The 14,568-nt window shown below is 58.4% G+C and carries 11 protein-coding genes and 2 pseudogenes; 11 read left to right on the top strand and 2 right to left on the bottom strand.

What is annotated here, in order from left to right; all coding sequences use genetic code 11:
* The 7 genes and pseudogenes from EAV90_RS02290 (at position 1) to EAV90_RS02260 (ending at position 7,162) form a co-directional block, all read left to right on the top strand.
* Positions 1-993, top strand: a complete 993-nt coding sequence (locus EAV90_RS02290) for an NAD(P)H-dependent flavin oxidoreductase (RefSeq protein WP_129142472.1) — start codon at positions 1-3, stop codon at positions 991-993.
* 141 nt (positions 994-1,134) lie between these two features.
* Positions 1,135-2,108, top strand: a pseudogene (locus tag EAV90_RS02285) (NADPH:quinone oxidoreductase family protein).
* A gap of 53 nt (positions 2,109-2,161) precedes the next feature.
* Positions 2,162-2,902 carry an SDR family NAD(P)-dependent oxidoreductase gene (locus tag EAV90_RS02280; RefSeq protein WP_129142471.1) on the top strand — a complete coding sequence of 247 codons (741 nt, stop codon included), beginning with the start codon at positions 2,162-2,164 and terminating at the stop codon, positions 2,900-2,902.
* A gap of 436 nt (positions 2,903-3,338) precedes the next feature.
* Positions 3,339-4,403 (top strand): acyl-CoA dehydrogenase family protein, encoded by a 1,065-nt coding sequence (locus tag EAV90_RS02275; protein WP_129142470.1) that lies wholly within the window; start codon positions 3,339-3,341, stop codon positions 4,401-4,403.
* A gap of 16 nt (positions 4,404-4,419) precedes the next feature.
* Positions 4,420-5,577 (top strand): acyl-CoA dehydrogenase family protein, encoded by a 1,158-nt coding sequence (locus EAV90_RS02270; RefSeq protein ID WP_129142469.1) that lies wholly within the window; start codon positions 4,420-4,422, stop codon positions 5,575-5,577.
* A 28-nt stretch (positions 5,578-5,605) separates the two neighbouring features.
* Entirely contained in the window at positions 5,606-6,382 is a 777-nt protein-coding gene (locus EAV90_RS02265; RefSeq protein ID WP_129142468.1) for an enoyl-CoA hydratase/isomerase family protein, read from the top strand.
* Between the two features lie 54 nt (positions 6,383-6,436).
* Positions 6,437-7,162, top strand: coding sequence for an NAD(P)H-dependent oxidoreductase (locus EAV90_RS02260; protein WP_129142467.1), 726 nt, complete (start codon positions 6,437-6,439; stop codon positions 7,160-7,162).
* 91 nt (positions 7,163-7,253) lie between these two features.
* On the opposite strand, the gene EAV90_RS02255 is transcribed toward EAV90_RS02260, so the two are convergent.
* Together EAV90_RS02255 and EAV90_RS02250 are read right to left on the bottom strand one after the other, a co-directional pair.
* Entirely contained in the window at positions 7,254-9,434 is a 2,181-nt protein-coding gene (locus tag EAV90_RS02255) for a molybdopterin-containing oxidoreductase family protein (RefSeq protein WP_164936737.1), read from the bottom strand.
* Positions 9,435-9,504: 70 nt separating this feature from the next.
* Positions 9,505-10,719, bottom strand: coding sequence for an ABC transporter substrate-binding protein (locus tag EAV90_RS02250; protein WP_129142465.1), 1,215 nt, complete (start codon positions 10,717-10,719; stop codon positions 9,505-9,507).
* Between the two features lie 323 nt (positions 10,720-11,042).
* Between EAV90_RS02250 and EAV90_RS02245 the strand changes: the two genes are divergently transcribed.
* The 4 genes and pseudogenes from EAV90_RS02245 to EAV90_RS02230 form a co-directional block, all read left to right on the top strand.
* Entirely contained in the window at positions 11,043-11,834 is a 792-nt protein-coding gene (locus EAV90_RS02245; RefSeq protein ID WP_129142464.1) for an SDR family NAD(P)-dependent oxidoreductase, read from the top strand.
* A gap of 73 nt (positions 11,835-11,907) precedes the next feature.
* Positions 11,908-13,149, top strand: a complete 1,242-nt coding sequence (locus EAV90_RS02240; protein WP_129142463.1) for an acyl-CoA dehydrogenase family protein — start codon at positions 11,908-11,910, stop codon at positions 13,147-13,149.
* A 5-nt stretch (positions 13,150-13,154) separates the two neighbouring features.
* Complete coding sequence (locus EAV90_RS02235; protein ID WP_129142462.1) at positions 13,155-14,231, top strand: phosphotransferase family protein; 1,077 nt, start codon at positions 13,155-13,157, stop codon at positions 14,229-14,231.
* Between the two features lie 97 nt (positions 14,232-14,328).
* Positions 14,329-14,415, top strand: a pseudogene (locus EAV90_RS02230) (short-chain dehydrogenase); the annotation flags it as partial.
* Positions 14,416-14,568 lie beyond the last annotated feature (153 nt).

Raw genomic sequence — 14,568 nt, 5'->3', positions numbered from 1 at the left:
ATGATAGCGGCTTCATCAGACAGGTTGGCCCGCTATCGGTCGCGACTGGCGTTGCCGTTAATCGCGGCGCCCATGTTTCGCGTCTCGGGGATCGACCTGGTCACGGCCGCGTGCGCGAATGGCGTCCTCGGCGCGTTTCCGACTGCAAACTGCAGGACATCTGAAGAGCTGGACGGATGGCTGTCGATCATAGCAGAACGTCTGAAGAAGATCGAAGGAGAGACCGGTAGGAAACCCGCTCCGCTTTGTCCAAATCTCATCGTTCATCGTACCAATACGCGGCTCCGGGAAGATCTGACTGTGCTCGTGGCCCACAAGCCACAGATTGTCGTGACGTCTGTTGGATCTCCCACTGCGGTCCTCCGAGAGCTCCAGGAGGCTGGTGCGATAGTCCTCGCGGATGTTGCATCGATCCGGCATGCCGAGCTTGCGGCGCGGGCGGGGGCGGATGGATTGGTCCTTCTGACGTCTGGCGCGGGTGGTCAGACAGGATGGCTAAATCCCTTTGCTTTCGTTCGGGCCGTTCGCTCATTCTATAGCGGCATTCTCGTGCTCGCTGGCGGTATCGGCGATGGAGTTGCGATCGCGGCGGCAGAATCGCTTGGTTGCGACCTTGCCTACATGGGAACGAAATTCATCGCGACACACGAAAGCATGGCCTCCGACAACCACAAACGCATGCTCGTCGACAGCACGGCGGATGACATCCTGGCGACCACCGCCTTCACCGGGCTGCAGACGAGCGTCCTGACCCCGTCGATTGTGGCCGCGGGCTTAGATCCCTCTAACTTGCCATTGCGGGGACCGATCGACGTCTCTGACGACCTCGATGTCTTGGCAAGAGAGAAGCGCCCCAAACCATGGCGGGACATCTGGAGTGCCGGTCACTCGGTATCTGGTGTCGCCGAGATACTCTCCGTCTCGGAACTCGTTATGAAGACTACGCTTGAATACGAAACGGCAAGATCGCGGGCGCCGCCGAGCCAGAGTTGATCGCAAACCAGCCGGCGAGGGGGCGCAATAACTCAAAGTCCGCGCGCCAACACATACTTCGTGTTTGACAAGCAAATGCGCGCTAGTACCGTTAGCCGTCCAGGTGTGAGGGTGAACACGTCCGGGAGGCAGGGGAGTGAGATGCCGCGAGCGCTGATTTGCAGAGCCCTGGGGACCCGAGTGCACTCGACTTAGCGGAAGTTGCCTCGGCACCGCTACATCGGCGCCAGGTTCGGGTTCGCGTCCGGGCTGCCGGTCTGAACTATCCCGATATTCTCGTCGTTGCGGGGCGGTATCAGCACAAACCCGCCTTGCCGTTTGTTCCCGGTCTTGAAGCGGCGGGCGATGTTATCGAAGTGAGCAAAGACGTAAAAGGCCTGTCCGTCGGCGACAAAGTGATAGTCAAATCCAAGTTCGGTACGTTTGCCGAAGAGATTGTGGCAGATCTCGAAGCCGTCCGACCTCTCCCAGTACGGTTCGACTACGCACAAGGCGCGACATTCCTGACGGCTTATGGCACCGCCCTTTACGGATTGGCAGAGCGGGCACGCCTCAGAGTTGGCGAAACCTTGCTGGTGCACGGCGCTGCAGGTGGCGTCGGTCTTGCGGCAGTGGAACTTGGAAAAGCTTATGGTGCCCAGGTCATCGCAGTCGCCTCGACACCGGAAAAACTCGCCGTGGCTAAGGACCGAGGGGCGGATCGGATTCTGCTCTCGGGTCTACCGTTTCGGGAGCAAGTCAAGGAGTTTACTTCTGGTCGCGGAGCCGATGTGGTCTTCGATCCTGTCGGAGGGAGCGTCTTCGAAGAGTCGATACGCTGTATAAATTTCGGCGCGCGTATTCTGGTCGTCGGCTTCGTCGGGGGAATCGGAATGGCCAAGACGAACTTGATTCTGATGAAAAACGCCACCCTGCACGGAATCCGCGCAGGCGAGGCGCTCCGGCGCGCTCCCAGACATGCTGGGTTTCGATGGCGCGCGCTGGCACGACTGGCCGAGTCGGGCGCCATTTCCCCGCATGTGTCGCATCGAATCCCATTCGAACGATGGCGAGAAGCGATGAAGTTGCGGACCGATCGTAGAGCGGTTGGCCGGGTCGCATTGATCATGAAATAAGCGATTCCGTGTGATGCCGTTTCGCGTCTAAATACAAGAATGCAGGGGGCTCAATGCGGCTGAATGGGAAGGCGACGATTGTGACGGGCGCTGCATCGGGAATTGGGAGAGCGACAGCAGTGCTGTTTGCAGAAAATGGTGCACGGGTGCTCGCCGTTGATCGTCCTGGATCGGACTTGAAGGGCACAGCATCGTTTAATCCTGCGATTCGGCTTTTCGAAGCAGACATCGCTGCACCAGACTCGCCAGGTCGCATCATCGACGCGGCCATAGATAGATTCGACCGGTTGGACGTTCTCATGAACAATGCCGGGGTATCGCTTCGGATTTTGGTCGAAGACATGAAGGAAGAGGAGTGGGATCGCGTGCACTCGATTAATCTTCGCGCGCAGTTTCTTCTCGCGCGAGCAGCAATCCCTCACCTGAAGAGATCCGGCGCCGGGCGAATAATCAATATCGCATCTGTGATGGCTGAGGTGACGGATTATGGCAATGCAGCCTATTGCGCTGCAAAGGCGGGCATTGGCGGACTCACTCGAACCTTGGCACTCGAACTCGGAAAGCACGGAATCACCGCAAACTATATTGAACCCGGCGCGATTGTGACGGGCCTTACTCAAAAGTCGTTCTCTAATCCGGAAATCTCGGCAGTATGGTCGAGGAAATCTCCGCTAAAGCGCCTCGGTCAACCTATCGACATCGCGCGGGCGGCGCTCTTCCTCGCATCCGAGGACGCCAGTTTTGTCACCGGACACGGGTTGCGGGTGGATGGTGGACTATTGTTGAGGTGTTAGTCCGCGGCCGCCTGCTTCTGTTCGGGCAGAGCAATTGGAAGCGGCCCGAAGGGGCGCTGGCTCTTTCGGCGATGGTCAGCGCCCCATTTCCGCTTTTGAATGGCGGGTTTGTATCTGCGTGCGCCTGAGACGAGTAGATTGTTTCCAGCCCGCTGGGGCGCTTGCAACTAAGCGTCGGGGCTCTTCCGATCCTGAAGAAAGCTTGTTGCGCAAACTTATTAGTTGACAAGCAAGTTTTTGGAGCCCAAGAAAGTTTCGTCTCCGCCGGGGACCTAACTGGCTTCGGACTGCTCTCGACGAATTGGACCTGTGGGCGACGGGGTCGATCGTACATGAGGCGAATTCCGGAAGGTGTCTCGCCAGCCCCTGGAGCGGCCAGATCGTCGCGGTCAGGAGTGTTCGTTCCAGGAAGAAGGATACGATTTGAGGATGCATCATGCCTGAGCAGGAGAGTTACGTCGTTGCGACCGCAGAAAGGGTTTTCGCTGATCTGGCCGATCCCCAATCGGTCATCCAGTTGCGCAACGACTCCTGGCGCGCGCCAGCTTGGGCCGCTCTCCTGGAAACGGGTCTCCCACTGGCATGGGTGCCGGAAGTGCTCGGTGGCCCCGATGTTCCGCTGGATGAAGGCTTCGCCATATTGCGGGCGTCAGGACGCGTGGCGTTGGCTTTGCCGCTCGCAGAAGCCATGCTCGGAGCATGGATGCTCGCGCAAGCTGGCATTACTCCGCCCCCTGAGGCGGCAAGCATTGTGCCATCCGGCCCGCACGACCAGATCCTAGTTGGAAGGGATGGGCGGCTGGCAGGCAAAGCGACTTGCGTCGCCATTGCGACAGAGATCGAGCGTTTGGCTGTTCTCGTTGCTTCGAACGAGGGGCCGCATGTGGCTCTCGTGAGGACCACCGATTGTCGGATCAATGGGAGACCGAATCTTGCGGGCGAGCTCAGAGCTTCGATCGACTTCGACGGCGTCTTCCCATTGGCCTATGCAAAAGCTCCGGCCGGCCTCAACCATGCCGCTGTATTGAGAATGGGAGCCGCGGTTCGCGCTCAACAGATTGCTGGAGCACTCGAGCGAATGCTGGAAATTTCGGTTCGCTACGCCACAGAGCGAATTGCGTTCGGAAAGCCGATTGGGCAATTTCAAGCCGTTCAGCACAACCTTGCGAAACTCGGAGGCGAAGTGGCGGCATCGGTCGCTGCTGCCGTCTCGGCTGCCGACGCCATCTTACATGAGGGCCTAGCGAGCGATGCCTCAATCCTGGAGATTTCGGCGGCGAAGATCCGCTGTGGGCAGGCCGCTGAGGTTGGCGCGGCGATCGCGCACCAGGTGCATGGCGCCATCGGCTTTACCGACGAACATGTGCTCCACCGCTTCAGTTTACGTGCGCTCAGCTGGCGAGATGACTTCGGAAATGAAGTGTTTTGGAGCACGGAGCTCGGCTCGATGGTGGCTCGCGTTGGCGCGCGAGGACTGTGGCCGCTTCTAGCTTCGCGTTGAGCGGGGAGAACTCGATATGCTTGAATTGCGGTTTGATCCGGTCCGCCTTCCCCCGCGCTGCAATGAACTCCGTCATGAAGTTCGTGAGTTTCTGGCCGCAGAGGTTGCGGCGGGGACGTTCGATCCGCGTGATCCAGAGAGCGGGTCCTCGACTGCCAAAGAGTTCAGCAAGCGCGTTGGGGCGCGGGGCTGGATTGGAATGACGTGGCCCAAGCAATACGGAGGGCAAGAGCGGAGTTTTCTTGAGCGCTATGTCGTGACGGAGGAAATGCGCGTCGCCAATGCACCGACCCGCCATTTTTTTGTTGCCGATCGTCAAAGCGGGCCAACGCTGATCCGATACGCGAGTGAGGCTATCAAGCGCAAGATACTTCCAGCAATTGTCCGCGGTGAGATCTGCTTTTGCATTGGCATGAGCGAGCCGAATTCTGGCTCCGACTTGTTTGCGGCTAGCACCAAGGCGACTCGCGTCGATCACGGGTGGAGGATCAACGGAACTAAAATCTGGACGAGCAACGCTCACAACTCAGACTACATGATCGGACTGTTCCGCACATCTGCCTCTACGAGAGAGAATCGGCGGCACGGGCTGACGTCATTCCTGGTCAATATGAAAGCTCCCGGTGTGAGCTGCAATCCCATTGGCCAGATGAGCGGCCAGAAGGAGTTTAATGAGGTCGTGTTCGACGACGTCATTATTCCGGACGATCATACGATAGGAGAGATCGACGGCGCCTGGAAACAGGCGACCAGCGAATTGGCCTATGAGCGTAGTGGTCCAGAACGATTCTTGGAGACGTACGGAGCCCTCAGCGAGCTCGTCGACGCAGTTGGCACGCAGCCGCCCGCTACGGTCGTAGCAGGGATTGGCCGTCTCGTGGCCGAGCTGCACACCTTGCGTCGGATGTCGGTATCGGTCGCCGGCATGTTGGAGGCAGGGCGCGAGCCTGTCGTCGAAGCAGCCATCGTCAAAGATGTGGGCACGGTCTGGGAGCAGGGCTTGCCGCATCGTGCTCGCGACTTGGCCGCACTCGTCGCTCACGAGACCGGGCCCAACGTCACATTTGACGAGAAGTTAGCATTCTACCTGAAGATCGCGCCAAAGGTAACGATCCAGGGCGGCACTACCGAGATCCTGAGGGGCATCATCGCACGTGGCCTGGGCCTCAGGTAGAATTGTGATTAAGAGCAAGGGAATTTGAATGAGCCGGGATATCGATGTATCGCATGCGGGCCACGTCGCAACGATCGAAATTCGTCGTCCGCCACTGAACTATTTTGATCTTGAGTTGATCAGGAGCATTGCAGATGCGCTTGACGCGATCGACGCGAATCCCGCGGTCCGTGCGGTCGTGCTTGCCGCTCAAGGCAAGGCCTTCTGCGCCGGCGCCGATTTTGGTTCCGCGGCAGCGAAGACCGGCGAGGAGCGGGCTTCGCAAGGTGCAGCTCATCTCTACGTCGAGGCGGTTCGTATTTTCAGGAACAAGAAGCCGATAGTGGCAGCGGTGCACGGCGCGGCAATCGGCGGTGGTCTTGGACTTGCGATGTCGGCGGATTTCCGAGTGACATGCGCCGAGGCGCGTTTTTCGGCCAACTTCACAAAGTTGGGCTTTCATCCTGGCTTCGGGCTGACCGTTACACTCCCGGCGTTGATCGGCAGCACCAAGGCCGCCCTGATGTTCTACACGAGCCGCCGTGTAACGGGCAAAGAAGCCTATGAGATGGGACTCGCAGACATCCTGGTATCTCAGGACGAGGTACGAAGCGCAGCGCTCAAGCTCGCGGAAGAGATTGCGGAGTGCTCGCCTCTGGGCTTGCTCGCGACTCGCGCCACGATGCGCGAAGGACTGGCGGAGCGCGTGCGGCAGGCGACCGATCACGAGCTTGCAGAGCAGAGCCGGCTTCGTCAGACCGATGACTTTAAAGAGGGTGTCGAGGCAACTGCTGAGCGCCGAGCGCCCGTCTTCAAGGGGCGCTGACCCCGCATTCGACGGCGGTGTAGTTGCTTTGTGCAAACTTGCTGGAGAAGTTGGATGAATGTGCTTCTTGTCTTTGCTCATCAGGAACCGCGCTCGTTCAACGGCGCGCTACGGGATATCGCAGTTCGCACTCTGACCGAGAATGGATGCGAAGTTGCGGTGAGTGACCTGTACGCTGAAGGGTTCGAAGCGCGTGCAACCGCGCAAGATTTTACGAGGCGTTCGAATCCGAAGTTTTTTAAATATCAGGCAGAACAGAGGGATGCTGCAGCTGGTGGTGATCACGGGTTCTCAGCAGATATCCTACGTGAGCAAGAACGGTTGTTGCGCGCAGATCTGGTCATCTTCCAGTTCCCGCTGTACTGGTTTTCGGTCCCGGCAATACTAAAGGGGTGGTTTGATCGCGTTTTGGCTGCCGGCTTCGCCTATGGAGGAGGCCGCTTTTTTGAGAAGGCGCCGCTCTATGGCAAGCGGGCTTTGCTGTCGCTGTCGATGGGAGCTGCAGAAGACCGGTTCGGACCGTCCGCCCTCTATGGCGATTTGAACTGGGTTCTCCATCCGCTTCGCGTCGGCACACTCAATTTTTGCGGATTTGAGGTACTCGATCATCACGTAGTACACGGTCCCGCATCGATGACACCCGCACAACGCGAAGAAGTGTTGGAGCGTTGGCAGAAGAGGGTGTGCTCGTTGGCTAACGAGACGCCGTTGCCGTTCATGAAAGCATTCGATCCCGTGCAGCCGGGACATTCGGCCGGGACGAAGGGGGCGGCCATGTAGCGCGGCTGGGACGCTGGAGCGTTGTGTCTGGCGCCGGCGGCCTTGGCGATATCGAGACGTCAGGGAGTCCGGCCACGCGGCCGGGCTGAACTCAGACAGGCAGGACGATGACCGGCACGCCGTCGAGGTGGATCATTCCGGAAATCTGCTCCCAATCTTGCGGTCGCGATGAGGCGAGCAGGTTTACGTTCGCTCCTGGAAGGCTTGCGGCGTGCGTCCAGCCGCCCCGATTACCCCACCCGTGTGGGTAACTTACGGCACCCGCAATCATATCGGTGGAGAGTTCGACTTCGACCTCGATGCTGCCAAATGAGCTGGTGATCTTGACGCGCGTCCCGTCGTGAATACCGCGTGTTTCTGCGTCAAGCGGATTCATCAGCAAGGTCGGTCTATCGGAGCGCACAAGCCTTTCGACGTTGTGCATCCAGCTATTCATGGACGGGAGCTTGCGACGGCCAATCAAGCGCAAGGGGCCGTCCTCGTCTGTTGCTGCGCCTTGCAACCGGGCAAACTCGGCACCAAAAACAGGATGCCACAGTCTTATCTTGCCATCCGGTGTGCGTAGCCTCGCCCATGAGGCTGCCGCATCTACCCGGTCTGAGAGACGGACGCCGTGGGGAAATTCGTCTCGCAGCCGCGCAAGCGAAAGGCCGGACGATCGTTCGCCAAAGCGATCGCCGTATACGCCAGCGCGAAGTGCTCTGTCGACGGCTTCCATGAGCCTTGGTCGGGGGGTATCGGATGAGGCGAAGTTGGAGAGCAGGCTTGGTAGTCCCAGCCTTTGTAGAATGGCATCGTAGACGTCGAACTCCAGTCGTGCCTTCCCCAATGGCGGTAATACTGCCCCCACGTACTGAATCCATGGGCGGGGAGCATTGGCGACCCACATGTCGGTGAGATCGTCGCGTTCATAAAAGGTCGGTGAGGGAAGAATGTAGTGGGCGTGGCGGGTGGTCTCCGTGATGTAAAGGTCGAGCGCGACCATCATGTCGAGTTGCTCGAGAGCGCCAGCCAGCTGGTCGCCCTGTGGGTAGCTGGCGACCGGATTGCCAGAATCCATGAACAGTACCCGCATTTGATCCGGGCCGCCTGTCGTGATCTCGTCCGCGAGGCTGCCGCCGGGTGAGCTGCCGATGATCAGAGGCAAGTCACCGATGCGCGACCGCTTACTACCGTATGCTGGATAGGTCCTTGGACCGCCGTCCGCTTGCAGCGGCGACATCCCGGATACCCAGCCTCCGGCCTGGCCAAAGCGGCCCGTGACCACGTTTAGCAACTCGATCAATACGTTGACGAGCGTCGCGTAGCGTCCGCGGCATACTCCCACCCGGCCGTAGCACGCCGCAGTACGCGCTTGGGCGAACCGAACAGCCAGGCTACGGATTGCCTGCGACGGTACTCCACAGTAGGACGAGGCACGTTCAGGCGTGATTGGCTTGACTGCTTCCCGAAGTTGTTCAGCCCCTTCGCTCCTCTGCTCCAGCGTCTTTCTATCTTCCAAGCCAGATGCAAAGATGTGCTGCAGCATCGCCGCTATGAGCCAGGCATCTGTATCGGGACGGATGGGCAGATGTTCGAACAAGCGCGCCGTCTCTGTCCGGCGCGGGTCCACTACGACAACCCGACCACGTTGATGAATGGCGGCAAGCTTTTGACGAACGCGAGGCTCGGACACAAGTGACATATGCGATACCATCGGGTTGGCGCCGAGCATCATCAGGAAGTCACAGTCCTCGAGGTCTGGAAAGGTAACCGGAACTGGGGTCCCATAAACAAGCTCCTGCGCCAGAATCTTGGATGCGGTGTCGGTGTGCATTGCGCTGAACGCTTTGGCTTTGGACCCGAGCGCCGCGCCGAACATCCTCGTATAGGAATAGTGCATGGTCGCGAACGAGGCGGGGTTACCGGAGTAGGTTGCCACGGCTCCGGAACCGTAGAGCTCTAGGACGCTGTGCAAGCGCTTCGCGATATCGTCCAGCGCCTCCTCCCACGACACTGGTTCGAAATCACCAGGACCGCCTTTGCGACGCAACGGCGACAACACGCGATCAGGATCATGCGTCACGGAGGCCATCGCGGGCCCTTTCACGCATAGATGCCCCGCCGAGGTTACATGTTCTTCGTCAGGACGGACCTTGACAATCATCCCGTTCTTGACCTGGGCAACGAGGCCACACTGGGCCTCGCACAGCCTACAGTAGGTGAGATGGGCGCCGTCTTGGCCAGGAGCTGTGGCGAACACTTGCGCTCCGCCCTTGTTGGAGATCGCCATTTTCCTCATCACTCCTTGCGGATCAACTTCCGGCCCTAAAGAAGCTCCGGCTACGCACGGAACGGAACCGCTATTCGGTTCCGTCGCCCGAGAGCATCGGTCCGAACAGCTCCCATGACTGGCCATTGAACCGCATCATGCGAAGCTGTTCGATGGGGGTGTAATCGGTCGGACTGGTTTTCGCGACGATGCCTGGAAGGTATTGGGGAATTGGGAGGTCGAGGCTCGTAGCCTGCTTCATGATGTTTTCCCGGCTGAGATCATCTCCACATTGGTTGAGGATTCGGATCATGACGCCAGCCGTCACGTAGCCTTGGATGTTGGCTCCATCGGTCACATCGCCCTCGGGATACCATTTCGCCATGAACTCGCGATATTCGTTCATCGCGGGATCATCCTTCCATTGCGGATCATTAGGATCCTTAATGTAAGCGGCGCTCATGATACCTTTGGATTGCTCAAAACCCGCCGGTTTGAGAACACTCGACACAGACACAGATATGTTACTCATGATGTGCACCGGGTGCCAATCGAGTTCGGCGATCTTCTTAATCGCCTGTGCAGCGAATTTGGGCGTGCTGAAGTTGAGAAAGATATCCGCATTCTGGTTGCGGAGCTGGACGATCTGCGAATCGATGTTCGGAGATGTGACTTCATAGGCCGCTTCGCTCACAACGATTCGCGACCTTTCCGATCCGAAGACAGCGTTCAACCCTTTCAGATAGTCCTTACCCAAATCGTCGTTCTGATAAAGAACGGAAACGCGTTTGCCGGGAAAATTCTTGAGAATATAGTGCGCGTAAAGTCGTCCCTCAGTCTGGTAGTTCGGGGGCCAAGCGAGTGACCACGGGAAGTTCTTCGGGTCATCCCATTTTGCGGCGCCGCTTCCGATCATAAGATGGGGAACGCGCTTTTGGTTGACGTATTTTTGGATCGCGCTGTTGCTGGCAGTGCCGAAGGTGCTGAAGAGCAGCAGAACCTCGTCGCCTTCCACAAGTTTCCGAGTTTGTTCGACAGCTTTAGGCGGGCTGTAGCCATCGTCGTAGGAGATAAATTTGATGCGGCGGCCGTTCACCCCTCCTGAGGCATTTGTCATCTTGAAGTAGGCTGCCTGTGCCTTTGCGATCGTGCTGTATCCAGATGCGGGACCGCTGTAGGGCGAGAAGTTTCCGATCTTGATCTCTGTATCGGAGACGCCTGGCGGAGTCGCGTTCTGCGCATGCGATGGTCCCACCGATATGCTCAAAGCCGCGAGAAAGACCGTGCTGAAGATTGAATGACGCATCGCCCTCGTATTCCTCCCTGATGGTCCTGCTTGATTACGAGACGCCCCAACGTTGCAAGCAGGTCGTTCTCGCTGCCCGAATTACTCTTCGCCGCTGGTCTTGAGAGCGAAGCTTGCAAGATGGGCAAGCGGCGCTCGGCTTGGCAGTTCGGGCTGGTACGCAGTGTAACTAAAACTTACTAGTTGACAAGCAAATATTATGAGTTACAAAGCCCAGCGCGGTCACCCTCGAGAAGGAATCCGCGGCGTGGATAGGTCTGCTGCCGCGTCGATGCGCGCATCGTGGGCTGCGCTTGTGACAGCCAGTAAGCCGGGAGGAAGCGGTGAGTCAGGTTTTGGATTTGGGCGGACGAGTCGCTTTCATTACCGGTGCGGGCCAGAACGTTGGCCGGCGAATTGCGCTGCACTTTGCTGCGCACAATGCCGGCGGAGTGGCTGTAAACGATTTCCATTTGGATCGGGCTGAGGCCGTCGCGGAGGAGATTAGGTCGGCGGGCGGTAGAGCGTTGGCTGTACAGGCGGATGTGACGGATCTCGCGAGCGTCAAGGATGCAGTTGGGCGCACTGAAAAGGAATTTGGGAAGATCGGGATTCTCGTCAACAATGCGGGCAATGCGGGTGCAAACCCGACGGCTGATCTTAAGAAGCCCTTTTGGGAAGTGGGATCTGAGGCCTGGAACAAGTTTATCGGAGTGAATCTCTACGGTGTGATCAATTGCACGTCGGCGATCATTCCCAGCCTGATCGAGCGTCAGGCGCCCGGAAGGATTATCACGATCATTTCAGATGCCGGACGGTGGGGGGACCCTGGCCTGGAAATTTATGCGGGAGCGAAAGCTGGCGCGGCCGGCTTCATGCGGGCCGTTGCGCGTACGCTCGGTCGCTATCAGATCACGGCCAACTCGGTAGCTATTGCTGCGGTTTCTACGGATACGAACTCGCGGGTGAATCCGAATCCGGAGATCGAGAAGCGCATTCTCGAGAAGTACATCATTCGCAGGCGCGGTGATCCCGTCGACGTTGCGAATATGGTGCTGTTCCTTGCGTCAGACGCGAGCCCCTGGATCACGGGACAGACCTATCCTGTGAACGGCGGGTTTACCTTCGCACTCTGATTACGCGCCCGCCTCGGGTTACGATCAAACTTTAAAACCGTGCCACAATTCTTATAACCAGCGGAGTCTTGCCATGAACTTTGAACTCTCCGACCGTCAGAGGGAATGGCGTGATCGCGTGGTTCGATTTCTCAACCAGCATGTGAAGCCTGCGGATTCAATCTATCACAGCCAGGAGTCCGAGGGGCCGCGCTGGAAGGTGATACCTGTCATCGAGGACCTCAAAAAGGTGGCGCGCGCCGAAGGCCTCTGGAACATGTTCATGCCGCCCAACGATCATGAAGATGATGAGTTCCGTGGCGCGGGTCTGACCAATCTCGAATACGCTCCGCTCGCTGAAGAAATGGGCCGGATCAAGTGGTCCTCAGAGGTCTTCAACTGCTCCGCGCCGGATACTGGCAACATGGAAGTTCTGATCCGCTACGGAAGCAGGGAGCAGAAGCGCAAATGGTTGCGTCCGTTGATGGATGGCGAGATCCGTTCGGCGTTCTTGATGACCGAACCGGCAGTTGCATCGTCTGACGCGACTAACATCGAAACCAGGATCGAGCGACGGGGGGATCACTATGTGATCAATGGCCGAAAGTGGTTTTCGTCAGGAGTGCCTGATCCTCGTTGCAAATTGGGAATTCTGATGGGAAAGACCGACCCTTCGGCGGCTCGGCATCAGCAGCAATCCCAGCTGTTGCTGCCCATGGATACGCCCGGGGTGAAAGTTGAGCGCATTTTGCCCGTCTTCGGATATGACCAAGCGCCTCATGGACACGCCCAGGTTCTTCTGGAGGATGTGAAGGTCCCGGTGGAGAATATGCTCCTCGGTGAGGGACGCGGATTCGAAATCGCTCAGGGGCGGCTCGGACCAGGACGCATTCACCATTGCATGCGAACGATCGGGGTGGCCGAGTTCGCTTTGGAGAAGATGGTTGAGCGTCTCACGGAACGCGTGGCTTTCGGAAAACGTATCGTAGAGCACTCGGTCTGGGAGCAGAGGATCGCCGAGGCTCGCATCGACATCGAGCGTACCAGACTTTTAACATTGAAGGCGGCTGACATGATGGACAGAGTGGGCAACAAGGGGGCCCAGCTTGAAATCGCAATGATCAAGGTCGCCGCCCCGCGGATGGCTATCGAGATCATCGACAACGCCATCCAGGCGTGGGGAGCTGCTGGAGTGACGGAGGATCCGGGCCTTGCGAGCGCGTACGCTGCAATTCGGTCCCTGCGTTTCGCGGACGGACCGGATGAAGTTCATAACCGGGCTATTGCCCGTCTCGAGTTGAAGCGGCAACGCGAAGCCGCGGAACCGCGGCGCTAGTACCGATGGCATCCCTTGCGAATCCGGATGACGAGTACTCCGGAACCAAAGCCGTCGAGGCAACGCACAGGATCGACGAAGTCCGGCTCGCAGACTGGATGAAGGCGAATGTCGAGGGTTTCGAAGGGCCCATCCGTTTATCTCAGTTTAGAGGAGGACAGTCGAACCCAACCTACCGCCTTGACACGCCAACGCGCTCCTATGTGCTTCGTCGCAAGCCGTTTGGTAAACTGCTGCCTTCGGCGCACGCTGTTGATCGCGAATACCGGGTCATCAATGCCTTGTACAAACAAGGCTTTCCAGTCCCACCGACTTTTGGCTTGTGTTCGTCAGAGGAGGTTATCGGCGCTCATTTCTACGTGATGGCCTTCGTTCAAGGCCGGATCTTCTGGAATCAGCAATTGCCTTCCGTCGAGCGGCAGGAACGTTGGCCGATCTACCTCGGCGAAATCCAGACGCTGGCCAAGCTGCATAATTTCGAACCGGCAAGTATCGGATTGGGAGACTACGGCCGGCCGGGAAACTATTTCGCGCGGCAAGTCGACCGTTGGACCAAACAGTATCGGGCGTCGGAAACCCAACCGATACCGGAGATGGAGAGGTTGATCGAATGGTTGCCCAGGACCGTTCCGAAGCAGGCCCGTGTCTCGGTGGTTCATGGTGACTATCGCCTCGACAACATGGTCTTTGCCACAGGCGGGCCCGAGGTTGTCGCCGTGCTCGACTGGGAGCTGTCGACGCTTGGCGATCCCCTGGCGGATTTTACCTATCTATTGTTGCAGTGGATCTCGTCCTCTCCCGGCCGAGTAAGCTTGTACGGTGCAAACGTCAGTGAGCTCAACATTCCCGATGTCCATCAGGCGATCGAGATCTACGGCACCGCTACCGGAATGGGGGCAGTCGCCAACCTGGACTGGTACTTCGCCTACAACCTGTTTCGGCTAGCCGGTATTGCGCAGGGAATTGCGGGCCGCCTTCGCGATGGCACGGCTTCGAGCGCGCGCGCGCTCGAAGCCACAGAGCGCGTCGCGCCAATGGCCAAACTAGCATGGCGCTATGCCATGGTGGCGGGTGCGCAATGAACGATCCGCGCACGAGCCGCCAACAGAAGAACGTTGCTCCCCGTTGAAGAGGGAGTGTCTATTGATGATCCTATTCGACATGTCCGGCTAGGTCGCAGTGATCAAGGGCTCATCACGTGGCATTGGCCGCGTCATCGCTGATCGGTTGGCAGAGCATGGGGAAAATGTCGTTATCTCGTCGCGTTAGGCGGCTTACGCCTGAGGAGGCAAGACCTCTCGCCGGTATCGAACGCTATAATGAACTGGAGGCCGGCTATTCAAAACGACAGGTAACACGTCCGCAACCATTGTCTACGCTCTGGTGGACTCGCCCACCAGGCAGCGCGTCGCTCGCTCC

It is taken from the genome of Bradyrhizobium vignae (assembly GCF_004114425.1).
Classification (GTDB): domain Bacteria; phylum Pseudomonadota; class Alphaproteobacteria; order Rhizobiales; family Xanthobacteraceae; genus Bradyrhizobium; species Bradyrhizobium vignae.
Note: the sequence above shows the minus strand (reverse complement) of the source record. Positions and strands in the feature narration are given on the sequence as shown.